The organism is Chelativorans sp. AA-79 (assembly GCF_029457495.1).
GTDB lineage: Bacteria > Pseudomonadota > Alphaproteobacteria > Rhizobiales > Rhizobiaceae > Chelativorans.
In genome coordinates this window covers 1980022-2004519 of record NZ_CP120361.1, presented here as the reverse complement: position 1 = coordinate 2004519, position 24498 = coordinate 1980022, and the positions used below count along the sequence as shown (strand labels likewise).

The window sequence follows — 24498 nt, the reverse complement described above, 5'->3', positions numbered from 1 at the left end:
TCCGTGGTTCAGCGGAAATGGGGGCCGGCCTGCGCCAGCCTCCCCAGAGAATGCGGATTCGGCTAGATACCGAAGGTGTCGCGGAATTTCTCCTGAACTTCCGCAAGCCCTTCGATCGCCTCCTGAGCCGGCACGATCAGGACCTTGTCGGGATCCAGCGGGTCGATGCCTTCGGCCGTGTCGACATCCGCGTGCAGCGGATAGCGCTGCAGGTCGCGGAGCCAAACCGAGTATTCCTCGGTAAGCATGAATTCCGCGAAGAGCTTGGCCGCGTTGGGATGGGGAGCGGCGGCAAGAATGGCGGTGCCGCTCGGCGGAAGCATAAGGCCCTCCGAAGGAGTGACCGTTGCCACCGGCTGCCCGTCCACGGCTCCCTGGCGCGACAGCGCAATGGCCGTGACCGCCACCTTGCGCTCTCCCGAGACGACCAGATTGTATCCGTCGGCGATGGAGCGGCCTATCTGCGGCTTGCCCACTTCGAGCTTCTCGAAATATTCCCAGCCGTAGAGGTCCCGCATGGCCAGCGTCCACAGACCGGCGCTGCCGGAGAAGCCTGGGTGGGCGATCGCCACCTGGTCCTTCCATTTCGGGTCGAGCAGATCGCTCCAGCTCTTCGGGGCTTCTTCTTCGGAGACCAGATTGGTGTTGTAGGTGATGCCATAGGGCGAGACGCTCGACACGAAAAAATAGCCGTCGCTATCGTTCATGCCCTTCAAAACCGGAGACATTGTCTCGATCCCGTTCGGCACGAACTGCTCGAGCGCATCGAGCTTCTTCAGTTCGATCAAATCCGTCTGGTCGTTCGTGCTGAGGATGTCGCCCTGCACCGCACCGGCCTGCACCTCCTGCATGATGCGCTGGAAAGTCACGCCGCCCGTGGCGCGAACAGGGCTGCACGTGATGCCCTCGTAACGCTTCATGAAGAGTTCGCAGGCCGCTTCAGACATTTCCGTCGTGAATTGGGAGGTATACCAGATCACCTCCCCCTCCTCCTTCGCAGCCTCGTAAAGCGCCTGCTCATGCTCGGAAAAGTTCTCCGACTGGGCGTGTGCGGCCAGTGGAGACAAAGCGGCCATTAAGACCAGGCTTAGGGTCTGCTTCAACATTTCTTCCTCCCAGGAATTCCTCTAACGCACCTATCTCTCGCACACAGCAGCATTGTATGCAATCTTTGACGAGTTGTATAAGAGAATGGCACCCCACTTTGTCAGGCAAGTTTGGCGGGCTGGCGCTCGTCCCAAGAAGTCAGCGAACTCATCGTCGACAAGAAATCGCTGAACATGTCGCCCTGAACGAGAATGTGGCTCTCTATAAGCTCTTCAGCCTTCGCGGAATCCCGTGCGCGCAATGCCGCGATCACGTTCTCATGCTCGGCCGCCGACCTCTCGAGACGGCCGGGGACGCGCAGTTGCAGGCGGCGATAGGGTTTCAGGCGCTTGTGCAGAGCGGTGGCCGTGCTCGCAAGAAAGCTGTTGCCGCTCGCCGCGTAGAGCAGCAGGTGAAACCGCTCGTTGGCGTAGTAGTAGTCGTCCGCCTCGCCCTTGCCGAGCGCTGCCAGGCAATCCGCTTGCGCAGCCACGAGTTCGTCCAGTTGCTGAGGGCTCATGCGGCGCGCCGCCAGACGGGCACACATTCCCTCCAGTTCGGCCATGACCTCGAACATGCCGATCATTTCAGGCAGCGTAATCTCATTTACGAAGGCGCCTCGATGGGGCTGGATCTTCACGACGCCCATCGCGCTCAATTGCGTCAGCGCTTCGCGAATGGGGGTGCGCGAAACCTGGTGCCGCGCAGCAAGAGTGGTTTCATCCAGGCGCTCTCCCGGTTTGTAGACGCCGGTGACGATATCTTCCTCGATCGCATCGCGCAGGAGCGCTGCTCGGCTTTGCTTCATCGACTTTCCGTTCGGCAAGTGGGAATCATCCTGGCCTCTACTCTGCCGCGCGCAACGCGGAAAGCCCGCCAAGATGCCGCAGCGCAGCCATTGCGGCGGTGGCGCCGTCTCCGGCAGCCTCCGCCAGAAGGGCCGCCGATCCATGCCGGATATCGCCAGCGGCGAAAACGCCGGGAACGGAGGTCTGCATGAAACGGTCCGTTACGACCCGCCCGTCATCGCCCAGTTTCAGCTTCCCCTCCAGGAAATCCGTGTTGGGCTCCAGGCCGACATAGACGAAAACCCCGTCCACCGGCTCCTCCCGCGAGGTGCCCGTCGTTTCATCGCGCAGGGAAACTGCCTTCACGACATCTTCGCCGAGGATTTTCTCGACCGTCGCGTTGGGCAGGATCGTGACGTTGTCGAGTTCGGATACCCCTTTCACCTGCGGCTTGGCGGCCCGGAACCTATCGTTTCTGTGAACGATGAGCACCTTTCCCGCGTGGGCGGCAAGCGTGCGCGCCTCGTCGAAGGCTGAATCTCCGCCCCCGATGACAACCACTGTCATGCCTTTGTAGAGGGGTCCGTCGCAGGAGGCGCAGTGGGAGACACCCCTGCCTTTCAATTGCTCCTCGCCGGGAACGCCCAGAGCGCGGCGGCTCGATCCAGCGGCGACGATGATCGCCCGTGCGGCGATCTCTCCTTCCGAGCAACGGATCACCGGGACCGGGCCGCCGAGAACGAACCCTTCCACGGTATCAAGCAGGAATTCGGCGCCGGCCTGCTCTGCCTGTTCCTGCATGACCGGACCCAGTTCGAAGCCGGCCACGGGCTCGGAAGAGCCAGGAAAATTCTCGATGCGCTCGACTGTCATGATCTGGCCGCCGGCACCGAGTTTTTCAACGACCGCTACCGACACCCCATGCCGTGCAGCGGTCGCTGCTGCCGTCAAACCGGCCACTCCAGCGCCGACGACGACGATATCGAACTCCCGCATGTCAGCCTCCTAACGCCACTCGTCGACCGAGACGGTCGTCTGGTGCCGGGCGCCCATGATCTGCCAATAGCCGTTGGTTTCGCCGCCCACCACGATGACGTTGATTTCCGGCAGACGGAAGACATGGACGAGTTCGTCTGGTCCCTTCTTCAGTTCGCCCGCCATCGGCTCCTCGCCGAACGTGGCGCGCGGATAGACGTAGTTCTGGATGAGTTGCAGGTCCCAGTAGCGATCTCCCGGCATCTTCGCCGTCTCGTGGATCCAGGAGATCAGGTCAGCCTTCTCGGTGAACCCTCCTCGCTCCACGAACTGGCGCGCAGTGATCGGATCGAGCAGGAGCACCGGAGCGGTCACCGCGTCGGTGCCCAGCAGCATGTCGCGCACGTGCTCGCGCCAGTGTTTTTCGCGTAGCCCCAAACAGAATGTGGTCGATCGGCAGCCGAAGAAGACGCTGACCGCGCTCGTATCGGCCGCGAAGCCCTTCTGCACATGCAGGGGCTCCCACGGGCTGCGTTCCTCGTTTTCGGCGAAGGTGATGCTGTTGTAGCTGTAATTGTTGCCGAGCGACCCCATGAAGCTTTCACCCGGCACGGACCCGCCCTGCAGATTTTGCGACAGCAGGCCGAAGGCGCGGCCGATGGTGGCGTTTGCGTGGTTGTAGGGACCCAACGCGCCGATGCCCATATTCATGCCGATCTCATGCCGGATGGGGCCGTTGACCACAGCCATGGCCGCGCCTGAGCTGGACGTGCTGCCGCGCGCGCTGACCTGACCGGCGGCAAGCGCCAATATGACCGGGAAATATTCGGGCCGCGCACCGGCCATCACCGCATTGACGGCCACCTTCTCGACCGTATAGCTCCAGGCGCCGCGATTGGCGGTCGGTTGCATCTTTCCGACGATCTCTTCGGGAGAACGGCTCGTGCCCTTCAGCATCTCGGCCACGCGTTTTTCCGTGGGGAGCACGATCGGCAGATTGTCTGTCCAGCGATTGTCAAGGAACAGCGCGTGCAGGTTTTCTTCCGTGTCGGCGGGCAGCAGGCGATCGGCCGGCGCCTTGGAGACGACGAGATCGGCCGAAGAGGTCTGCGCCAGCCCGATGGTCAGGCCCTCCACGATCTCGCGCATGACCGGCGCGCCGCGCACGGGATCCGTGCCAAGAACATAGTCGCGCAGCTCCGCCGCGCTCTTTCCCATCACCGGCTGGGGAACGAACACCAGAGGCAGTTGCGGCAGGCCGCCCATGCGGGCGACCGACTTCACCACCTTCTCGAACTTGTCCGTGTGAACGGCGACTGTGGGCACGCCATATTTGGTCTCGAGCGTTATGGCATGGGTGCATACGGCGGGCGCGCACGTGCTGCAATGGCCGACGCCGAGAATGGCCCCATGGCCGTTTGCCCGGATCTCTTCCCACAGCTTCGGATCGTCCTTGGCGTAGGTGCTCGCCATCTGGACGATCTTGGTCTTCACGCCGGGCATGAACTCCCGGAACCAGATCTCGATCTGCTTTAAGAGTTCGATGGAATCGTCGAAGCGGCTATCTACGAGATAGATCGTCTTGCCATCCAGGGTGCCTAGTCGCGGCGCCGGAGACTTGCCCGTAACGGCCGGGGGATATCCCCGCGGGTCCAGGACCGAGATCTTTGCTTCCGTTGTCGTCCGTTCCTTCTCAACGAGCATTTTCGGTCTCCCTAACGTTCGTTTCCCGCCGCGAGCGGCTCCCGGGTCTCGGCATGATTGCGGCGAAGCACTTCCTTCTGCACCTTGCCCATGGTGTTGCGGGGCAATTCCGACAGGAAGACGATCTCGCTCGGCCTCTTGTAGCGCGCGAGCCGCCCTGCAAGATGATCTTCGATATCGGCCGCCTGAAGGGTGCGGCTGCCGTCCGTGATGACCGCCGCTATCACGCGTTCGCCCATATCGGCGTCCTCGATGCCGAAGACGGCGCTTTCCGCCACGCCCGGAATGGCGTCGATCTCCGTCTCGATCTCCTTGGGATAAACGTTGTATCCGCCGGTGATCACGAGATCCTTCTGGCGCCCTATGATGTGAACATAGCCGTCGCCGTCGACCTTGCCCAAATCTCCAGTGATGAAATATCCGTCGGAGGTGAACTCAGCCGCCGTTTTCTCCGGCATCCGCCAATAGCCCCTGAAGACGTTCGGGCCTTTGACCTGGATCATGCCGACCTCATCCGCGCCCGCCGGTACGTTCGTCTGTGCATCCACGATCCGGAGACTCACGCCGGGAAGAGGGAAGCCCACCGTGCCGGGGCGCCGCTCGCCGTCATAAGGGTTCGACGTGTTCATGTTCGTTTCGGTCATGCCGTAGCGCTCGAGGATCGCGTGGCCCGTCCGCCGCTGCCATTCCTCATGCGTTTCGGCCCTGAGCGGAGCAGAGCCGGAAATGAATACGCGCATGTGGCGGCAGGCTGCCACCGAGAGCTCGGGACGTGCGAGAAGGCGCGTGTAGAAGGTTGGAACCCCCATCAGCACCGTTGCGGAGGGCAAGGCGTTCATGATGGCGTCCGGGTCGAATTTGGGCAGCAGGATCGCCGATGCCTTGGAGAAGAAGGTCAGGTTGAGCGCAACGAAGAGACCGTGCGTGTGGAAGATCGGCAGCGCATGGATCAAAACGTCTTCCGGTGTGTAGCGCCAGCATTCCCGCAGCGCCTGGACGTTGGACAGCAGATTGCCGTGGGTGAGCATCGCCCCCTTGGAGCGGCCCGTCGTTCCTGACGTGTACAGGATCGCCGCCAGATCGCGCTCTGAAACCGCAGCGGTTTCGAATTGGTCCGGCTGTGCGTCCACCAGCGCGCCGAGGTCCCCGCCCAGTGTCGCGACCTTCGTGTCCCCTGCCCGGCAGAGTTCCCGAGCGGTGTTCTCCATCGACGGATCACAGACGAAGACGGCTGGCGCCGCATCCGCCAGAAAATAGGACGTCTCGGCCGCCGTATACGCGGTGTTGAGCGGCAGATACACCGCTCCCATGCGGATAGCCCCGAGGTAGAGCAACACGACATCCAGGGACTTTTCGGCTTGTACGGCCACCCGGTCTCCCCTGCTCACTCCCAGCGCGCACAACGCATGTGCATAACGAGCCGACATGCGGTCGAGATCGCGATAGCTCACCACGCCACCGCCTGGAACGATCAACGCGGTGCGGTCGGGATCCGACCCTTGTGTGATCAGATGGGAGAAGAGACTGTCCGCCATCAGCTATGCTCTTTCGATTTCAATGCTGTCCCCCTGGAATAGCTTTCGCGTTTCCGGCGAAGCGACAACTTGTCGGCTTTCAGCAAAAAGCTCGTGGTTTTCCTCGATTGTCTTCGGGTCATAAAGGTAATTGACCATGATGCCGATGGACTGTCTGACGGCCCGTCCGGAGCGATCCGCAAGAAGATTGATGTGCTGCAGTCGGGCTCCATTGCCCAGGTGAAAGCGCGCCACGGGATCCAGTGGCTGGCCGTCCGCGCGCTTGGCATGGAGGAGGTAAGCGGCGGCGGCACTCAGCAGCGCCTTGCGGACATCGGCGACGTGCTCCCCGGGACTGAGGAGATCCGCCGCGCCGAGCACCGCTCTGTCCGCCTTGCTTATCAGGTGCGACGAAGGTTCAGCCAATTGCTGACGGAGCCATTCGGCAAAACCCGGAACCGGCGAGAGCGTCACGAATTTCCTGAGATTGGGCAGTTCCTGCTGGAGGTCCGCCACAACCTGCTTGATCAGCAGGCTACCGAACGAGACACCCTTCAGTCCGGCCTGACAGTTGGAGATCGAGTAGAACACGGCAGTGTTCGCGGCCTCGGCCGGAATGGGCGTCCGATCCGGATCGAGCAGCACGTCCATAGACGTGACGATCTCGCGGGCGAGGGCCACTTCCACGAAGATAAGCGGCTCGTCGGGCATCTGCGGGTGGAAAAATGCGAAGCAGCGCCGATCGCCCGGCTCGACGCGCCGGCGCAATTCATCCCAGTCGGTGATCTCGTGCACGGCCTCATACCGGATGATCTTCTCCAGGATATTGGCCGGAGTGCGCCAATCCATGGCCTGCAAGGTGAGAAATCCGCGGTTGAACCAGGAGGAAAAGAGATGGATGAAATCGGTGTCGACCGCGCTGAGTTCCGGTTCCGCATGCAGCCGCTGCAGCAGATGTTCCCGCATCCGCACCAGCGCCTGTGTTCCCCCCGGGGCCATGTTGAGCCGGCGGAAAAGCTCCTGGCGTTTCGGTTCGGCAGCATCGTGCAGCTTGCTTGCGCTGACAGGATCTCTTCTTGCGCCATAGGCTTCGATCGCCTTCTCGAGCGCTTCCTGATCCACATCGAAGCCGTTCAACAATATCCTGAGAAAGGCGAGTTGCGCATCGGCGTCGGCCTTGCCATAGGCGTCGAGAATAACGGACGCCAGCGCTACACCGGTGGCCTCACCCCGCCGCGACAGGAGAAGCTCGCACATGGCGCCAAGGTCGATCTGCTTCGTCTTTCCTGGGAGGATGAGTGCCGGCCATCGCCGATCCGTCAGGATCTGGATAAGATCCGAAACGAATGAAGTAATCTCCCGCCGCTTTCCGATTTGGGCTTGCGACCACACAGCCTCGTCCTCCGCCTCCTTAATTGCATACAATACCTCTCGACTAGCATGCAATAGGGGAAGACAGGCATGGCCGTGCACCATATTCCTTTCCGTGACCCTGGTGCAGCCATGCGCGACAGCGCATCCATTTTGATGAAGTCTTTCGGCTAACTATCGATAGCGGCTGCTCTGACTATGCTGTGTCGGATAGCGGCCGGCGCCTATCCCAATCCCCAGCCCCAGCCTGGCCGGCCGCTTTTTTTTGAGTGACACACAATGAAACTGACAGAGCAACAGGTGGAGAAGCTGGCGAAAGCGTTCTACGAATCGGAGCCTCGCCGGGTCTGGGACGATACGGACGAAGCAAGCAGGGAGGCGTCGCGCATCCTGGTCAAGCTGATGCATCGCAAAGTCACGGACCTTCAGCATCCTGCCGTCCGGGTCACACGGTTGCGGTGATCAGTCCAGCAGAGATGAAACGACGCTGTGTTCGGCTAGGCTGTCGCGCGTGCTTCTCGAAACGAAACGAGGCGTTTGGCGCTTTCGTCCCACAGGACGAGTTTGACGCATCTCAGGCTCTCAAGGAAGGTGATGCGGCCTATGTCGCGCAGCTCGGGATGGTCTCGCAGCACCTCGGGCAGACGATAGAACGGCACTTTGGCTGACAGGTGATGCACGTGGTGGATGCCGATATTCCCGGTGATCCAGCGCAGCGGAAGGGGAAGGTCGTAGTGCGAGCTGCCGTGCAATGCGGCATGCTGGAAATTCCAGTCGTCGCCCTCGGACCAATGTGTTTCTTCGAACTGATGCTGAACGTAGAAAAGCCAGACGCCTGCGGTGGCCGCCATCAGGGTGATCGGTACCTGCACCATGAGAAAGGGGCCGATCCCGATGAGCCACATCAGGCCGGCCACCGGAAGGGCAACGCCAAGATTGGTGGCGATCGTCGACGTCCAGGGTTGCACTCCGGCGCGCATAAGACCGAAGGGCAGCCGATATTGACAGATGAACAGCCAGGCGGGACCCAGGCCGAACATCACCAGCGGATGGCGATAGAGCCGGTAGTGCAGGCGGCCATACCAGGGCAACGCGCGATATTCGCCGACCGTCAGGGTTTTGACGTCGCCGATCCCCCGCTTGTCGAGATTGCCTGCGGTTGCATGATGGACGGCATGGGTGCGGCGCCAGTAATCGTAGGGCGTGAGCGTGAAGACGCCGATGACGCGGCCTATCCAGTCGTTGATCCCGCGCCGCGCGAACAAAGTGCCGTGACCGCAATCGTGCTGCAGAATGAAAAGACGAACCAGAAAACCGGCCGCGGGGATCGTCAGCAGGAGGCCCCACCAGTAGCCGTGCACAACGGCTAGCGCGGTCAATGCCCACAATGCGACAAAGGGCAGTGCCGTAACGGCTATTTCGACCGTGCTGCGGGCCGGACTGGGTTGTTTGTATCGTGCGAGAGCCGCGGTCCAGGAGCGCCCCTTCCTCTCGATGGTGGCGCTGGCGGCAACATTACCTTTCACAATATCTCCAAGCGTGGTCATGCGCCCAAGCGGGACGCGTGTTAACAGATATACATCCGGTGCTCAGGCTGCCCGGCGGAAGCGAAACTCTTCTTTACGGCGATACCTTGACGCACGGGCGCAGGCCGCCGCACCGCCATCTTCTCGCACCGGACGCGCCTGTGGCCGGGTGCCGGGGCTGCACCGTTCATCTAAGCTCTCCGGCGGTCGAATAACAGGAGCACCAAGAATAATCTTCTCGGCAGAAGAACATTCCAAGCGCTCCCACGGGCGTTCGATCGACAATTTCTCAGGAGAACCCGATGATCCAGGTTACGATTTACAATGAAAGGAGAGAGCTTCTCGGCCCGCGAAGACGGGCCGAAGCCCTGCGCGGCAGCGGATTGTCCACCCGCCCATTGTATTTTCAGCCCCATCTCCGTATTCATGCCCCAGCAGATGAAGGAGGCAGCATGGCGCGAGCGCCGAACTACAATCACGAACGCAAGGAACGCGAACGCATCAAGGCGGCGAAGAAAGCCGAGAAGCTGGCGGCCAAGGCGGCTGCAAAAGAGCGTGCGGTCTCTGCGGACCGGAGCGAAGCTGAAGGTAAAGATTGAGCCGGTAAGGCTATCCCCGAACAAATCGAACCCGGCGGGTTAAGAACAGCTTTCCATCCCGGGTAGGGTCTCCGCGTTGCGGATCGGCAAAGGCGGTTTCGAATGCATGGTTCCGGGATGCGCAGTTGCGCCCTGCGGACGCACTGCAGGCGCCGCACAAAGCTGCTATGAACAATCGCCTTTCCGATTCTTCCCGCAGGCCGCCCGTGACTGCCGATCCCCTGCAAATCCTGAAAACCGTCTACGGCTACGATGCCTTTCGCGGGCGTCAGGCGGAGATCGTCGATCACGTGGTGGCCGGCAACAATGCCTTCGTGCTGATGCCGACGGGCGGCGGCAAATCGCTGTGCTACCAGATTCCGGCGCTGGCCCGGCCCGGCATGGGCCTCGTCGTCTCGCCGCTGATCGCCCTGATGGCCGATCAGGTGACGGCTTTGCGCCAGGCGGGCGTCAAGGCCGCCGCGCTCAACTCGGATCTGCCGGGCGAGGAGCGCCGCGCGCTATGGCGGGACATCTTCAGCGGCACGCTGGACCTGCTTTACGTGGCGCCGGAGACGCTGCTCAAGCCCGGCGTCGTGGAGCGGCTCGGCCAGACGCCGCTGTCGCTGATCGCGATCGACGAGGCGCATTGCCTGTCGCAATGGGGACACGATTTCCGCCCCTCCTACCGCCAGCTCGACGCGCTTGTCGCACTGTTCCCCGACACGCCGCGCATGGCGCTGACGGCTACCGCCGACGCGCCGACGCGGGCCGAGATCCTCACGCATCTCAAGATCGCCGAAAGCGATGCCTTCATCGCCGGCTTCGACCGCCCCAACATCCGCTATGCCATCGAAGAGAAGGATAACCCGCGCAGGCAATTGGAGCGCTTCCTGGAAGGCCACGCGAACGAGAGCGGCATCGTCTATTGCCTATCGAAGCGCAAGACGGAGGAGACGGCGGCCTGGCTTTGCGCGAAAGGCTATAACGCGCTCCCCTATCACGGCGGCATGGACAAGGCGGCGCGCGAGGCGAACCAGACGCGCTTCCAGCGCGAGGAGGCGGTCGTCATGGTGGCCACCATCGCCTTCGGCATGGGCATCGACAAGCCGGACGTGCGCTTCGTCGCCCATACCGACCTGCCCGGCAGCATCGAGGCCTATTATCAGGAGACCGGCCGCGCCGGGCGCGACGGCCTGCCTTCCGACGCTCTGATGCTCTATGGCTATGAGGATATCGCGCTGCGCAGCCGCTTCATCGAGGAGTCGGACGCGCCCGAGCAGCGCAAGCGCATGGAGCGGCAAAAGCTCGATACACTTCTCGGGCTCGCCGAAACGGCGGGCTGCCGCCGCCAGGTGCTGCTTTCCTATTTCGGGGATCATTGCGAGCCGTGCGGCAATTGCGACACCTGTGCCGAGCCGCCGCAGCTTTTCGATGGGACGATTGGCGCACAAAAGGCCCTGTCATGCATCCACAGGACGGGCGAGCGCTTCGGCCAGGCCTATATCGTCGAGGTGCTTCTGGGGGCCGAGGACGAGCGCATCACCCGCTTCGGCCATGACCGCATCTCCACCTACGGCATCGGGAAGGAGCACGATAACCGCACATGGCGGGCGATCCTGCGCCAGTTGATCGCCCAGCGTCTGATCAATGTCGACCTGGCCGGCCATGGCGGCCTGTCGATCTCGGAGGCGGGCCGCCAATTCCTGCGCGAAAAGCCGGCCCTTATGCTGCGCGCCCCACGGGCGCCGCGCGCCGGGCGTGGAAAAGCCCCCCGCAAGCAGGCCGCAACCGCCCTGCCCGAGACCGACCGGGCGCTATTCGAGGCGTTGCGCGAAAAGCGCATGGAGATCGCCCGGACGCAGAACGTTCCGCCCTATGTGATCTTCCACGACAGGACGCTGATCGAACTGGCCGCCGCCCGTCCCGCCTCGCACGCAGCGATGGCCCGCGTTCCAGGTGTCGGCGAAGCCAAGCTGGAACGCTACGGCCCCGCCTTCCTGGCCGTCATCGCCGAGCATGCGGGATGACGGCCCTCACCCGGAATTCGGGTTGTGACCGTTGGAGGCAAGCCGGACTTGCGATCGACGATTGACCGAGAACGGCGGGGCGCGCCGAGATCCTCGCGGCTCGCACGCGACGGTTCAAGGACGATAGCCGAGTGCAAGCCCGATCGATCGGGCCGCTTCCATCACATCGGACGAGAATTGCTTGAGATGCTTGCGCTTGATGCGGGAATCGGGCCCCGACATTCCGATGGCGCCGACCACTTCGCCGGAGCGGCCGAGAATGGCGCATGCGACGGCGGCGATCCCCTCCCGCCATTCGCCGTGCGGGACCATCGCATAGCCCTGCTGGCGGGCCACCTCGATATCTTCCTTCAACTCGGCCAGGGAAGCGCGCGTCGTGTCGGTGAAGCGCTTGAAATGAGGCGTGAACCGATCGAGATAGCTGTCGGGCATGTGGGCGAGCATTGCCTTGCCGGTCGCCACCGCATAAGCGGGAGCGCGCGCGCCGATGCTGGTATGAGCGCGGATGTGCTGTTCGCTTTCGATCTTGTCGACATAGATGATTTCAAGATCCTCCAGCACCGAAAGATGGATCGTTTCTCCGGTGATCTCCGCAAGTTTCATCATCGCCGGACGTGCCACCTTGAGAAGGTCCATGCGGCGGATCACATTGCTGCCGAGCTCCCAGATCTTGGTGGTGAGCTCATAGGTGCTGTGGGGCGGGATCTGCCGCACGTAGCCCTGTTGCTGCAGCGTTGCCAGCAGTCGGTGGACATTGCTCTTCGTAAACTTCAGTTCGGTGGCAAGATCGGTGACACCGCGCGGCTGCTCGCTCGTCGCGAGCGTCTCCAGAAGCCGCAATCCCTTGACGAATGCTTTGTCCATGAGGTGGTGTTCTCGACCCAGTCACAAAGGCGCTCTAGCACAGAGAGCGAAATCGGCCAAACCGACTTACGGAGGACCTGCCGCGGACCTTCCAAGGACCCGCGGCAGGTCGCAGTGAATCATCCAGCGAGGAGCGCGTTCAGCTTTTCCTGGCCGTACTCTTCGTTGGTGGTGCGGCCATCCGGAGAAGGAGCACCCCAGTAGTCCGGACTCCATTCGATCGCCTTGGCGATATTGGCAGGATTGTTCGCCCAATAACGGCTGATCTCGGGGTCGGCGGCCTCATAGACCACCGGCGAGGGAAGTGCCACGGGATAGTTCGAGGTCAGCTCGGCAGCGCGCTCCGCATCGAGGCGCCATGAGAGCAGCTTGAGGGCGTTGTCGTAATTGGGCGCGCCCTTCGGGATGGAGAAGAAGTCGTAATAGACGAAGCCCTGATTCCAGGTGAGCTCGATCGGGGCACCCTCGAGGGCGAGCTTGCTCATGGTGCCGGTGTAGGCCATGCACATGTCGGCCTCGCCGTCGAGCAGCAATTGCGGCGCCTGGGCGGAGGTCGTCCACCACTTGGTGACGTGCGGTTTGATCTCCTCCACCTTCTTCAGGGCCCGATCAATGTCGAGCGGGTAAAGGTCCTCCTTCGCCACTCCATCGGCCATCAGGGCGGCCTCGAAGACGAAACGCGGCCATGCCGGCAGGCAGCGCGCACCGGGGAATTTTTCGACGTCCCAGAAATCGACCCAGTTCTGCGGCACGTTTTCGCCACTGTACTTGTCGGTGTTGTAGACAAGGCCAACGCCGATCACCTGCAGGGCGACTCCCTTGGAACGCTTCAGATTCTCGGGCATGGCCGCCAGCGTCTCCTTCGCACTGTCGGAAAGCTTGTCGTAGTCGATATCCGCCAGGCAGCAATCACCGAGAAGCTTCGTTTCCTGGTCGAAGATGAAAGTGAGGTCCCATTCGGTCTTCCCGGCCTCGACCTGCGCCTTGATACGCGGGCCGCTACGGGCCTCCTGCACCAGAACGACGTCGATGCCGGTTTCCTTCTCGAAGGGATCGTACATGATCTCTCGAAGCGCATCGCCATAGGCGCCGCCGGGATCCTGCATGACCACCTCGTTGCTCTGGGCGAATGCGCTGCCGGCGATGCTCAGGCAGAACGCAGTGCCCGCGACGCCCGCCGCGAGGCGGACCAGTCTCGACGTCCATTGCATTTCAGTCTCCTCTCCAGTTGATTTCTTCAAGCCACGCCGCGAGAGCGGGTCAGAACCGGCCGTGCCAGCGCGATGCCACCGATCACGAGCAGGACCTCGAGGGTCGAAACCACGGCAAGCACCGGGTTGAGCTGATAGTTGACGTCGGCCCAGAGCCTGAGCGGCAAGGTCTGCAGCCGGGGGCTCGACAGGAAAAGCGACAGCACCAGTTCGTCGAACGAATGTAGGAAGGCGAAGAATGCCGCCGCCGCGAGCCCAGGAGCGATCGCGGGGAGCGTGACCGTGCGGAAGACGGTGAGCGGCGAGGCGCCATGCACGGCAGCAGCCTGCTCGAGCTTGCGGTCCACGCCTTGCAGGGCGGCCGAAACGATCACCACCACGATGGGAATGCCCCCGATGGCATGGGCGGACGCGAGGCCGCCGATCGTGCCGGCGATCTCCCATCGCACGAACAGGCTGTAGAGCGACAGGCCGAGCACCACGGGCGGCACGATCACCGGACTGACCAGGAGCAACATGACGATGGTCTTGCCCTTCATCGAACTGCGCACGATGCCCATCGCGGCCGAAGCGCCGAGAGCGACGGCGATGGCCGCCGAGATAACGGCGATCATCACCGAGTTCGTGAAAGCCTCGATCCAGGCGCTGTCGGTGAAGAACTTCTCGTACCAGCGTAGCGAGAAGCTCGGCGGCGGGAACGTCAGATAGCTCGCGTGGCTGAACGATATGATCATCACGACGATGATCGGCACGATGAGCGTGGCGATGACGAACGCGCCCATCGAAACGACCGTGATCCCGCCGATCAATCCCGGCAGTCTCGACAGCATCCGCAGGATCGGCCAGCCGATCGTGTCGGCCAGCACCATGCCGAACGTGCGGCGCCCGACGCCGGATGCCCGGCCGCCGGCCGCCGCATCCGGTTTGTCATGTGTTTCGGCAAGCTTGCCGCCACCCCAGATGAACTCAAAGCCCAGGAAGCGCCCGGCCACCCCGACAACCACGAGGGTGATCACCAGGAGCACCACCCCAAGCGCCTGGAGGAACCCCTCGCTGGTGACGAAATCGGCCTGCTGGGTGATGTGCATGGCGAACATCTGGTCGCCGGCGCCACCAAGAACGGTGGGCGTGATGAAGAATCCGAGCCCCATGACGAAGACGAGCAGGAAGCCCGCGCCGATGCCCGGGAAAGTCAGAGGAAGCAGCACGCGCCAGAAAGTGGCGATCGGACCGGCGCCGCTCGCCTGCGCGGCGCGCATGAGGCTCCCGTCCAGGCGCGACACGCTCGAGTAGATGGACAGCACCATGATCGGCAGAAGCACCGCCGTCATACCGAGAAGAACGGCTCCGCGGTTGAAAAGAAGCTGCATCGGCTGGTCGTAGATGCCGAGCCACGTGGCCATCTTGTTGATTGGGCCGTTGCGACCCAGCAGCACCATCCATGCATAGGTGCGGATGAGGATCGCAATGAAATAGGGCAGCACGATGCAAGCCGCGACCAGGACCTGCACCCAGCCGCGGCTGCGATGGATAAGAAGGGCCGTCGGGTAGCCGAAGAACAGGCACAGCAAGGCGACCGTGACGGAGATCTCCATCGTGCGAACGAGCGATTCCCAGTACTGTGGGACCGCGAATACACGCTCGAAATGAACCCACCAGGTCGCGCCGCTCATGCTGATGCGGGTGAGATCGATGAGCGGGAGAAGATAGATGAAGGCGAGAAAACCAGCCGCCGGCAAGAGCAGCATTGCTGGGTCCTTCAGCCGCCGCCGCAACCTCGCGCCAAGCGCCCCGACCGGGCGCATGTCAATCGAGGCCGTCGTCATGCCAGCACCCAGCAGTCTTCAGCTCCCCAGCTTACATGCAGCCGTTCGCCGACCGCCGGCAGGCCGCGGCTGGCCGTGTCCGTACAGCGGATGAGCAGGGTCTCGCCCCCCTCCATCCGCGCCTCGATCCGCAAGATCTCGCCGAGAAAGAGGGCGGAGGTGACGGTCGCCGGCGTCGAGCCCGGCGTCGCCTCGTCGAAGACGGCGATGCGTTCCGGCCTGACCAGAACGGTCGCCCGCCCCACATCGATGGCGTTGCGGCTCTCCGCGTTGAAGACATATCCGGCGCGGCTCTTCAGAGTCATGGTCGAGCCGCGCTTCTGGACGATCTCAGCCTCGATCAGGTTGGATTCGCCGACGAAGGACGCAACGAAGCGATTTACCGGGTGACGGTAGATCTCCACGGGGGTCCCCACCTGCACGATGCGGCCGGCATCGAGCACGGCTATGCGGTCGGACATGGTCAGAGCTTCGCCCTGGTCATGGGTCACGAACAGGATGGTGCTGCCCAGCCTCTGGTGCAGGTCGCGGATCTCTATCTGGATGGATTCGCGCAGGCGCCGGTCAAGCGCGGACAGCGGCTCGTCCATCAGCACGACGCGCGGGCGCATGACGATGGCGCGGGCGATGGCGACACGCTGCTGCTGCCCGCCGCTCATCTGCGCGGGCATCTTCGACGCATGCTCGGAAAGTCGCATGATCTCCAGCGTTTCGGCGACGCGGCGTTCGGTGGTGGCGCGGTCGATACCGGCCATGCGCATCGGAAACGCGACGTTCTGGGTGACCGTCATGTTGGGGAACAGGGCGTAGCTCTGGAAGACCATGCCGAAGCCGCGCCGGTGGGTCGGCACGTTGTGGATCGGTTTCCCGTCGATCAGGATTCCGCCGCTGTCGAGCTTCTGGAAACCGGCAACGAGGTTCAGCAGGGTCGTCTTCCCGCTGCCCGAAGGACCAAGCAGCGTCACGAATTCGCCCGGCTCGATCTCGAGCCTGATCCGGTCGGCGGCCTTGAAGGTGCCATACGATTTTGACACATCGGCCACGGCAATACTGCTGCCGATGCCCTTCGCAGGGCGGGAGTCTGCGCCGTCGCAGCCGTTCACTGCAGTGTCCCGGCGCTCTGCGCGCCAAGCCAAACCGTCACTCATCTGCCTCCTCCCTGCGTTCTATATTATAGAACAGCATTCTGTATTTATCATTGGACCCGATTTGCTCGACTTGTCAAGCGACGTTTCACACGACATCGAATCGCCCATGGGCATATCGCCACCCTGAGCCGTTGACAGGTTGGGAAAACGCAACTAATTCTGAATAACAGAATTTTGTTCTACAATATAGAACACCGGCCCGACCGGGAGGAGGAGGATTTGGCATCGCAGCTGCAATCGATGGCACGGCGGGTCGAGACGGGCATGCGCGTCGCGCTGCCGGTCGACTACGCCGGAGTGTCGATGGCAATGACCATGCCGCTGATCGAAAACGGTGCCGGTCAACTCCACCTTGTGTGCGTCCCGACCGGAGGCCTCCAGGTCGACATGCTCATCGGCGCAGGTCTCGTACGCACGATCGAGACCAGCGCCGTCTCGCTCGGCGAGGCAGGCGGAGCACCCCGTTTCAACCGGGCGGTCCTCGACGGCACGGTGGAGATCATCGACGCCACCTGCCCCGCGATTCACGCCGGCCTGCTGGCCGCGCAGAAGGGGAATCCCTTCATGCCGATCCGTGGCTTGATCGGCACGGACGTTCTGGCCAACCGCGAGGACTGGCGCGTGATCGACAATCCTTTTGCCGAGAGCGGAGACCCGATCGTGTTGGTGCCGGCGATCCATCCCGACGTCGCCATCTTCCACGCTCCGAAGGCGGACCGTTTCGGCAATGTCTGGATCGGCCGGCGACGCGAACTCGCCGCGATGGCCTACGCTTCCCGCATCACGCTCGTCACCGTGGAGCGCATCGTGGAGGAAAGCCTCCTTGCCACCGAGGAAAGCGCGGCGGGCACCCTGCCCGCGCTCTATGTGAGCGACATCGCCGTCGCGCCGCGCGGCGCCCTCCCCTATGGATTGTGGGGCGAATATCCGACGGACACGGCCGAACTTGCCCGATACGCGCGCGCCGCCCGCAATGCCGAGGGTTTCGCCGATTACATGCGCGGCGCGGCACTCGAGGCAGCACAATGACGGCGGCCGCTTCGCCCCGCGAGATCCTGATCTGCACGGTCGCGCGACTGCTCGAAGGCGTGCGGCACGTGGCCGTGGGCGCCTCCTCCCCAATTCCGGCTGCCGGCGCAATGCTGCTGCGCGCGCTCGAGAAGGAGATGGGGGCGCCGGAGGTAAGGATTTCGATCCTGGGTTCCGTCGAGCACAACTTCTTCACCAACGGCTCGGCAGAACTGTTCGACTGCGCCGGCCAGGGCCGCATCGACGCCTTCTTTCTGGGCGGTGGCCAGATAGACGGCCAAGGCAACGTCAATCTCGTCGGAGCAGGTGGCTATCCGCGCTCGAAGGTGCGTTGGCCGGGCTCCTTCGGCTCGGCCTATCTTTATTTCGTGGTGCCGCGCGTGATCCTGTTCAGGGAAGAGCATTCGCCGCGCGTCTTCGTCGAGAAGGTCGATTTCGTCAGCGCTCCGGGCTTGAGTCCCGAAGGCATCCATCGGACGGGCGGACCGCGGGCGCTGCTCACCGGCATGGGCCTGTTCAGCTTCGACCCCGCGCGCCCGGGTTTCCGCCTCGAAAGCATGCACTCCGGCCACAGCCTGGAGGAAATACGTGCCGCGACCGGTTTCGAATTTCTGCACGATCCGAGCCCGTCCGTGACCCCCGCCCCGGACCGTGGCACGCTCGAGCTGCTGCGCGGGCGTGTGCTGGACGAACTCGAGGAAACCTATCCGGGTTTCGCGGCCAATCTGCGCCGCGACATCGCCGGTGTGGCACTCCCCTCCTGAATGACTGGATTGAAAGACATGCTGCCACACGGTTCTCTCTCCAACCTCAAGGTGATCGACGCCAGCCGCGTGCTGGGCGGGCCTTATGCCGGCCAGATCCTTGCGGATCATGGCGCCGACGTGATCAAGATCGAACCTCCGACGGGCGACGAGACGCGTGGCTGGGGACCGCCCTTCCTCAACGGGACCGCCAGCTACTTCCTCGGCCTCAACCGCAACAAACGCGGCATGGCGCTCGACATGGCGAAGCCCGCCGGACGTGAGCTGCTGCTGCGTTTGCTGGAGGATGCGGACGTCTTCATCGAGAACTTCAAGACGGGGACGCTCGAGAGATGGGGGCTGGGTCAGGAGGAGCTTGCGGAGCGGTTTCCGCGCCTTGTCCATTGCAGGGTGTCCGGCTTCGGCGCCGACGGTCCGCTTGGCGGGCTGCCGGGCTACGATGCCGCGATCCAGGCGTCCTGCGGCATCATGAGCGTCAATGGCCAAAGCGGCGGCGAACCCCTGAGGGTCGGCCTGCCGGTGGTCGATATGGTTACGGGGCTGAATGCCGTCATCGGCATTCTGATGGCACTCAACGAGCGTACGACCAGCGGCAAGGGCCAGTTCGTCGAGACCACCCTCTACGATTGCGGCGTATCGCTGCTTCACCCACACCTGCCCAACTACTATCTCTCCGGCCAGGTTGCGGAACCATCTGGCAACGCGCATCCCAATATCTGCCCGTACGACACATTCGCCACGGCAACGGAGCCGCTCTTCCTGGCGGTCGGCAACGATCGCCAGTTCGAAACGCTCTGCCGGATCATCGGCCGCCCGGACCTGCCGGACGATCGGTGCTTTGCCACCAATGGCGACCGCAACGTCAACCGCGACGCGCTGAAGGCCGAGCTGGAGGCAGCGCTCGCCACGCATGAATGCGAAGCCATCGCGGATACGCTGATCAAGGCGGGCGTCCCCTGCGGCGCGGTCCGCAACATCGAGCAGGTGGCGACCGCACCGCATACGCTGCACCGGGAGATGGTGGTCGACATTGGAGAATATCGCGGCACCGGAAGCCCGATCAAGATGTCGCGGACGCCGGCGGGCTACCGGATGGCGCCGCCGCGCTTTGCCCAGCATACGGGCGAGATCCTCGACGCGCTCGCCGTCGAGCCGGCACCATACCGGGAGGTGCTGCCCGGGCTTGACGATGACGACGACGCACCGGCCGTGTGCATTGCCTGAGGAAAAGGGACATGGTGAGAGAGACACTTTCGATCGGCATCATCGGCGACGGATTCATGCAGCCCGCCTTCTTCGAAAGGGCACTCGACCGCCGCCTTTCCAATCACCGGTTCTCGGTGAAGAGCGTGATGCTCGATTGGCCGCTGAGGATCCAATCGACAAAACACGACCCATCGCTGCCGGTCGCCGAGTTCGTCGGTCGGCCCGAGCACTATTTCGACTTCATCGGGGATTTGGATATCCTGATCACGCATCTCGCACCGATCACGGCGGAAAGCCTCACCCGTGCGCCGAACTTGGAGATCATCGCCGTCTCGCGTGGCGGGCCGGTCAACATCGAAATGGCGGCCGCGCGGGAACGCGGGGTGACGGTCATCAACACACCCGGCCGCAACGCCTCCGCAGTTGCCGAGTTCACCGTCGCTTCGTTGCTGGCCGAGACGCGCAACCTGATCCGCGGCCATCTCTCGGTCGCCAGTGGGGAGTTCCGCCGCGAGTTCTACCACTTCGATCATGCGGGACCGGAACTCTGCGAACTCACCGTCGGGATCGTCGGCTATGGCGACATCGGCACGCGCGTCGCTCGGCTGTTGCAACCCTTCGGCTGCAGGATCCTCGTCGCCGATCCCTTCAAGCAACTCACCGACGAGGATCGCGCCGCCGGCATCGAGAAGGTGGAACTGGAACAGCTCATTGCCGTCGCCGATGTCATCACGCTGCATCCACGGGTCACCCCGCAAACCAGGGGCATGATCGGCCGCCAGCAGATCGAATCGATGAAACGTGGCGCCTATATCGTCAACACGACGCGCGGCCAGGTTCTCGACTATTGCGCGCTGCACGACGCGCTGGTTTCCGGCCACCTCAAGGGCGCTGCGCTCGACACCTTTGATCCGGAGCCGCCGCCGGCCGATTGGCCGCTACTGAAACTGCCGAATGTCACCCTGTCGCCGCACATCGCCGGCGCCTCGCGCTATTCGATTGTCAAGGCGGCCGATATGATAGCGGAGGACATCGGGCGGCTTCTCGACGGACAACAGCCCCTTCACCCGATCAAATGAGCGACACCATGAGCGAAGAACTGACCCTTCGGACCGAACTGATCGAAGCCTGCCGCAGCATGAATGGACTCGGCATCAACAAGGGCACCGCCGGCAACATCAGCGTCCGCTTCGGCGACGGCTTCCTGATCTCGCCGACCGGCATTCCCTACGACAAGCTGACGCCCGATCACGTCGTAGCGATGAATTGGGACGCAACCTTCAAGGGCGATGTGCTGCCGTCGAGCGAATGGCGCTTCCATCGCGACATCCTGAAGGCCCGCCCCGACCTCAATGCGGTCGTCCACACCCATTCCACGCATGCGACGACGGTCTCCATCCTGGAGAAGGACATCCCGGCGATCCACTATTCCATCGCAGCCACCGGTGGGAACTCGATCCGCTGTGCACCCTACGAGATATTCGGCTCGCAGGCGCTCGCCGACCGGGTCGTCAAAGCGCTGGAGGGCCGCCGTGCCTGCCTGATGGCCCATCACGGCGTCATCGCCGCGCATGTCTCGATCGCGCGAGCATTGTCACTCGCCGTCACGGTGGAGGAACTGGCCCGCCAGTACCTCCTATGCCTGCCGCTGGGCGAGCCGCCCGTCCTTTCCGAACCGGAGATTGCCGAGGTCCTGGAGAAATTCAAGACCTACGGCCAGCAGAGCAGCAAGGCCCTTGAAGGCCTGCGCCGGGCATCCTGAACCTTGCTCGCGGCCCCGTCATGAGCGCCAGACTCCTCTGCCTCGATTCGGGCACGACGACCGTCAAGGCGGCAGCCTTCGATGCCGAGGGGCGCGTGGTGGCGACGGCGCAGCGCGACAATTCCGCACTGCAGCGCGACGGCGCGCGCGTCGAGCAGGACATGCAGGCGACGCTGGACGACGCCTTCGCGGTGCTGGCCGAGTGCGCCCGACGTTTGGAAGGGCCGATCGAAGGCCTGATCATAACCGGACAGGGCGACGGGCTATGGCCGATCGACACCGGCGGACGGGCGGTCGGCAACGCGATCACCTGGCTCGACGGGCGTACGCGCGCGCTCGCCACGGCATTGCAGCGTGCCGGCCGCCTCGAAGCGGTCGAGGCGGTCACATCGGCGCAGCCCACGGCCGCTTCCCAGAGCCTGCACCTGCTGTGGCTGCAGGACAACGACACGGCACGGCTGGAGCGTATCGCTCATGCCCTCCGTTGCAAGGAATGGCTGTTTCACGGATTGACCGGAAGAGTATTGGCGGAGCCGACCGCACTCCTTCCCACATGGGGCGATTGGCGTACGGGCGAGACATCCGCCGCCGTCGAAGAGGCGTTGGGCCTTCGCCGGGGCGTGGCGCTGCTTCCCGAACTCGCGCCGATCGGCGACTGCCGCGCCGGCCTGTCGAAAGCAGCGGCCGACAGGACCGGCATCGCGGAGGGGACTCCCGTCCTGCTCGGCCCCGGCGATGTGCAATCGGCGCTGACAGGCCTCGGCCTCGGCAGCCGGCCGGGCGTGACGAGAGCGTCCATTTTCGGCACCAGCGCGATCCATGCCTGCCACATGGACGATCCGGGCGCGATGCGGGAAAAGCCCCCCGGCGCCATCATCCAGCCATTCGCACTCACGGGCGGATATCTATGCTTTCACCCAAGCTTCAACGGCGCCGCGCTCTGCGCCCATGTGGCGAGGCTGACCGGGAGCGGGGCGGCCGGACCATCGCAGCCGGCCTATTCCGGCGTGCTGCTTCATCCCTTCCTGGAGCCCGGGGGAGAACGCGCGCCGGTGACCGCCCCCCATGCCTCCGGCGCGATCTTCGGGCTGACGGCGGCCTCAGGCCCGCGTGAAATAGCCTGGGCTGCGCTGGAGGCGCTTGCCTTCGTCGCGTGCAAGAGCCACGAGATGATGAATGCGCCCGAGGGAGACCTGTCGCTCGGCGGCGGCCTCTCGGGCGATGCCAATTTCACCCGCTTCCTGGCGACCGTGCTCGGCCGAAAGGTCCAGGCCACCACGGGCGGCCTTGCCGGCCTGCGCGGCCTGGCCGCCATCGCGGCCAAGCATCTGTACGGCGCATCTCCGGAGACGCTCGCACGGGACTGGATCGTCGCGCCCGATACGGTCGTTGCGCCCGAGCCCGGCGCAGTCGGGGACTATGCGGCCGCCAAGTACAGGCTCTTCTCACGCCTGCTCGACATGCTACAGCCGTCATGGCAGGACTTGTCCGCAATCGCAGATCTGGCAGTTGACCTGCCTCGGGAGCACATTGCATGAACGGCGCCGATATCCTCTGCGAGACCATGCTCGCCAACGACATCGACGTGTGCTTTGCCAATCCGGGCACGTCGGAGATGCACTTCGTCGCCGCGCTGGATCGCCAGCCACGCATGCGCTGCGTGTTGGGGCTGTTCGAAGGCGTGGTGACCGGTGCGGCCGACGGCTATGCCCGCATGGCCGACAAGCCCGCCTTGACGCTGTTGCATCTGGGGCCGGGATTGGCCAACGGGCTCGCCAATCTCCACAATGCCAAGCGCGCGCGCAGCCCGATGGTCAATGTCGTCGGAGACCACGCCACCTGGCATCTCGCCCATGATGCACCCCTGGCATCCGATATCGACTCTCTCGCCCAGCCGATGTCGCACTGGGTCGGCCGCGCGACCAGCGCGGATGCGGTGGGCACCGTGGCGCAGGAGGCGATCCGCGCCGCCAACACCGCCCCCGGCCAGATCGCCACCCTGATCCTTCACGCGGACGCAGCCTGGACCACCACGAACGGCCGCGCGCCGGAGCGCCTCGCCATGCCCGGCCCTGCGAAACCCGAGCCGCAACGCATCCGTGAGGCGGCACAGGCGCTGCTCTCCGGCCGACAGACCACGATCATCGCCACGGGAACCGCCCTGCGCGAAGCGCCGCTTGCGCTGCTCGACCGGATCGCCGCACGTACAGGCGCACGCTTGATGGCCCAGCAGTCCAACGGCCGCATGCAGCGCGGCGCGGGCCGCGCGAGGGTCGATCGCGTGCCCTATGTCATCGACAAGGCGCTGGAGGCCTTCGCCTCGACGGAACAGGTGATCCTCATCGGCGCAAAGGCGCCTGTCGGGTTCTTCGCCTATCCTGGCAAGCCGAGCAGCATGCTGCCGGCAGAGTGCGCGGTGCTCGACCTCGCCGAACCAGGAAGCGACTTGCCCGCGGCAATCGAGGCGCTGGCCGACGAGGTCGGCCTGGCCGCGTCCGACAAGCCACGGCTTGCCGCGCGCGAGCGGCCGGCCCTGCCCGCCGGCAGGCTCACGCCCGATGCCATCGCCGCCGCACTGGCTCTCCATATGCCGGAAAATGCCGTCGTCTGCGACGAGTCGATTTCCTCCGGCCGTGACTTCTTCCGCTGCACCTACGGCGCGCCGCCGCACGACTTCCTTCAACTGACCGGCGGCGCGATCGGGATCGGCCTGCCGCTCGCCACGGGCGCGGCGGTTGCCTGCCCCGACCGAAAGGTCATCACGCTCCAGGCGGACGGCAGCGGCATGTACACGGCACAGGCACTGTGGACGCAAGCGCGCGAGCGGCTTGACTGCCTCACCATTGTGTTCTCCAACAGGCGCTACGCCATCCTCTACGGCGAATTGAAGAATGTGGGCGCGGGTGTGCCCGGCCACAACGCAAGCCGCATGCTCGACCTCGACGACCCTGCAATCGACTGGGTGTCGCTGGCTGCAGGCATGGGTGTCGAAGCCGCACGAGCCGACACCGTAGAAGGCTTCGCCGATCTCCTGAATTCGGCCTGCGCGAGGAAGGGACCGTTTCTCATCGAGGCCGTGATCTAGCGACAAAGAAAGGGCCGGAGAACTGTCTCCG

At 63.8% G+C, this 24498-nt stretch carries 21 protein-coding genes; 10 read left to right on the top strand and 11 right to left on the bottom strand.

The features are described from left to right. Positions 1 to 62: 62 nt before the first annotated feature. The 6 genes from PVE73_RS09680 to PVE73_RS09655 form a co-directional block, all read right to left on the bottom strand. Positions 63 to 1106 (bottom strand): extracellular solute-binding protein, encoded by a 1044-nt coding sequence (locus PVE73_RS09680; RefSeq protein WP_277366733.1) that lies wholly within the window; start codon positions 1104 to 1106, stop codon positions 63 to 65. Between the two features lie 101 nt (positions 1107 to 1207). Next, positions 1208 to 1912 carry a GntR family transcriptional regulator gene (locus PVE73_RS09675; RefSeq protein WP_277366732.1) on the bottom strand — a complete coding sequence of 235 codons (705 nt, stop codon included), beginning with the start codon at positions 1910 to 1912 and terminating at the stop codon, positions 1208 to 1210. Positions 1913 to 1931: 19 nt separating this feature from the next. After that, positions 1932 to 2870: an FAD-dependent oxidoreductase gene (locus tag PVE73_RS09670; RefSeq protein WP_277366731.1), complete on the bottom strand. Its 939-nt coding sequence runs from the start codon at positions 2868 to 2870 to the stop codon at positions 1932 to 1934. Positions 2871 to 2879: 9 nt separating this feature from the next. Continuing rightward, the gene (locus tag PVE73_RS09665; protein WP_277366730.1) at positions 2880 to 4553 is read right to left on the bottom strand and encodes a UGSC family (seleno)protein; all 1674 of its coding nucleotides are present in this window, start codon (positions 4551 to 4553) and stop codon (positions 2880 to 2882) included. An 11-nt stretch (positions 4554 to 4564) separates the two neighbouring features. Next, entirely contained in the window at positions 4565 to 6088 is a 1524-nt protein-coding gene (locus tag PVE73_RS09660) for a malonyl-CoA synthase (protein WP_277366729.1), read from the bottom strand. A gap of 3 nt (positions 6089 to 6091) precedes the next feature. Next, positions 6092 to 7324, bottom strand: a complete 1233-nt coding sequence (locus tag PVE73_RS09655; RefSeq protein ID WP_277367401.1) for a malonyl-CoA decarboxylase — start codon at positions 7322 to 7324, stop codon at positions 6092 to 6094. Between the two features lie 393 nt (positions 7325 to 7717). Between PVE73_RS09655 and PVE73_RS09650 the strand changes: the two genes are divergently transcribed. Continuing rightward, a complete protein-coding gene (locus PVE73_RS09650) occupies positions 7718 to 7900 on the top strand; it encodes a hypothetical protein (RefSeq protein WP_277366728.1) in 183 nt (60 codons plus the stop codon). 35 nt (positions 7901 to 7935) lie between these two features. Here the strand turns inward: PVE73_RS09650 and PVE73_RS09645 are convergent, their stop codons facing one another. Then, positions 7936 to 8964, bottom strand: a complete 1029-nt coding sequence (locus tag PVE73_RS09645; RefSeq protein WP_277366727.1) for a fatty acid desaturase — start codon at positions 8962 to 8964, stop codon at positions 7936 to 7938. 302 nt (positions 8965 to 9266) lie between these two features. Between PVE73_RS09645 and PVE73_RS09640 the strand changes: the two genes are divergently transcribed. Further along, positions 9267 to 9563 (top strand): hypothetical protein, encoded by a 297-nt coding sequence (locus tag PVE73_RS09640; RefSeq protein ID WP_277367599.1) that lies wholly within the window; start codon positions 9267 to 9269, stop codon positions 9561 to 9563. A gap of 206 nt (positions 9564 to 9769) precedes the next feature. Beyond that, positions 9770 to 11572 carry a DNA helicase RecQ gene (recQ, locus tag PVE73_RS09635; RefSeq protein WP_277366726.1) on the top strand — a complete coding sequence of 601 codons (1803 nt, stop codon included), beginning with the start codon at positions 9770 to 9772 and terminating at the stop codon, positions 11570 to 11572. 114 nt (positions 11573 to 11686) lie between these two features. Here the strand turns inward: recQ and PVE73_RS09630 are convergent, their stop codons facing one another. The 4 genes from PVE73_RS09630 to PVE73_RS09615 form a co-directional block, all read right to left on the bottom strand. Continuing rightward, positions 11687 to 12436 (bottom strand): IclR family transcriptional regulator, encoded by a 750-nt coding sequence (locus tag PVE73_RS09630; RefSeq protein WP_277366725.1) that lies wholly within the window; start codon positions 12434 to 12436, stop codon positions 11687 to 11689. Between the two features lie 119 nt (positions 12437 to 12555). Next, complete coding sequence (locus PVE73_RS09625) at positions 12556 to 13647, bottom strand: extracellular solute-binding protein (RefSeq protein ID WP_277366724.1); 1092 nt, start codon at positions 13645 to 13647, stop codon at positions 12556 to 12558. Between the two features lie 26 nt (positions 13648 to 13673). Next, complete coding sequence (locus PVE73_RS09620; protein WP_346772410.1) at positions 13674 to 15395, bottom strand: ABC transporter permease subunit; 1722 nt, start codon at positions 15393 to 15395, stop codon at positions 13674 to 13676. A 74-nt stretch (positions 15396 to 15469) separates the two neighbouring features. Beyond that, positions 15470 to 16621 carry an ABC transporter ATP-binding protein gene (locus PVE73_RS09615; protein WP_277366722.1) on the bottom strand — a complete coding sequence of 384 codons (1152 nt, stop codon included), beginning with the start codon at positions 16619 to 16621 and terminating at the stop codon, positions 15470 to 15472. Between the two features lie 240 nt (positions 16622 to 16861). On the opposite strand from PVE73_RS09615, the gene PVE73_RS09610 reads away from it, so the two are divergent. The 7 genes from PVE73_RS09610 to PVE73_RS09580 are packed head-to-tail and all read left to right on the top strand — an operon-like array spanning position 16862 to position 24467. Continuing rightward, positions 16862 to 17650: a CoA transferase gene (locus PVE73_RS09610; RefSeq protein WP_277367400.1), complete on the top strand. Its 789-nt coding sequence runs from the start codon at positions 16862 to 16864 to the stop codon at positions 17648 to 17650. Next, positions 17647 to 18414: a CoA transferase gene (locus PVE73_RS09605; protein WP_277366721.1), complete on the top strand. Its 768-nt coding sequence runs from the start codon at positions 17647 to 17649 to the stop codon at positions 18412 to 18414. Before PVE73_RS09610 ends, PVE73_RS09605 begins: the two co-directional genes overlap by 4 nt. 18 nt (positions 18415 to 18432) lie before the next feature. Beyond that, entirely contained in the window at positions 18433 to 19638 is a 1206-nt protein-coding gene (locus tag PVE73_RS09600) for a CoA transferase (protein WP_277366720.1), read from the top strand. Between the two features lie 11 nt (positions 19639 to 19649). Beyond that, on the top strand, positions 19650 to 20699 hold the full coding sequence (locus PVE73_RS09595; protein ID WP_277366719.1) for a 2-hydroxyacid dehydrogenase: 1050 nt from the start codon (positions 19650 to 19652) through the stop codon (positions 20697 to 20699). Further along, on the top strand, positions 20696 to 21382 hold the full coding sequence (locus PVE73_RS09590; RefSeq protein ID WP_277366718.1) for an L-fuculose-phosphate aldolase: 687 nt from the start codon (positions 20696 to 20698) through the stop codon (positions 21380 to 21382). The genes PVE73_RS09595 and PVE73_RS09590 overlap by 4 nt, the downstream gene beginning before the upstream one ends. A 20-nt stretch (positions 21383 to 21402) precedes the next feature. Beyond that, positions 21403 to 22920 carry an FGGY family carbohydrate kinase gene (locus tag PVE73_RS09585; protein WP_277366717.1) on the top strand — a complete coding sequence of 506 codons (1518 nt, stop codon included), beginning with the start codon at positions 21403 to 21405 and terminating at the stop codon, positions 22918 to 22920. Then, positions 22917 to 24467 carry an acetolactate synthase large subunit gene (locus PVE73_RS09580; protein WP_277366716.1) on the top strand — a complete coding sequence of 517 codons (1551 nt, stop codon included), beginning with the start codon at positions 22917 to 22919 and terminating at the stop codon, positions 24465 to 24467. The genes PVE73_RS09585 and PVE73_RS09580 overlap by 4 nt, the downstream gene beginning before the upstream one ends. Positions 24468 to 24498 lie beyond the last annotated feature (31 nt).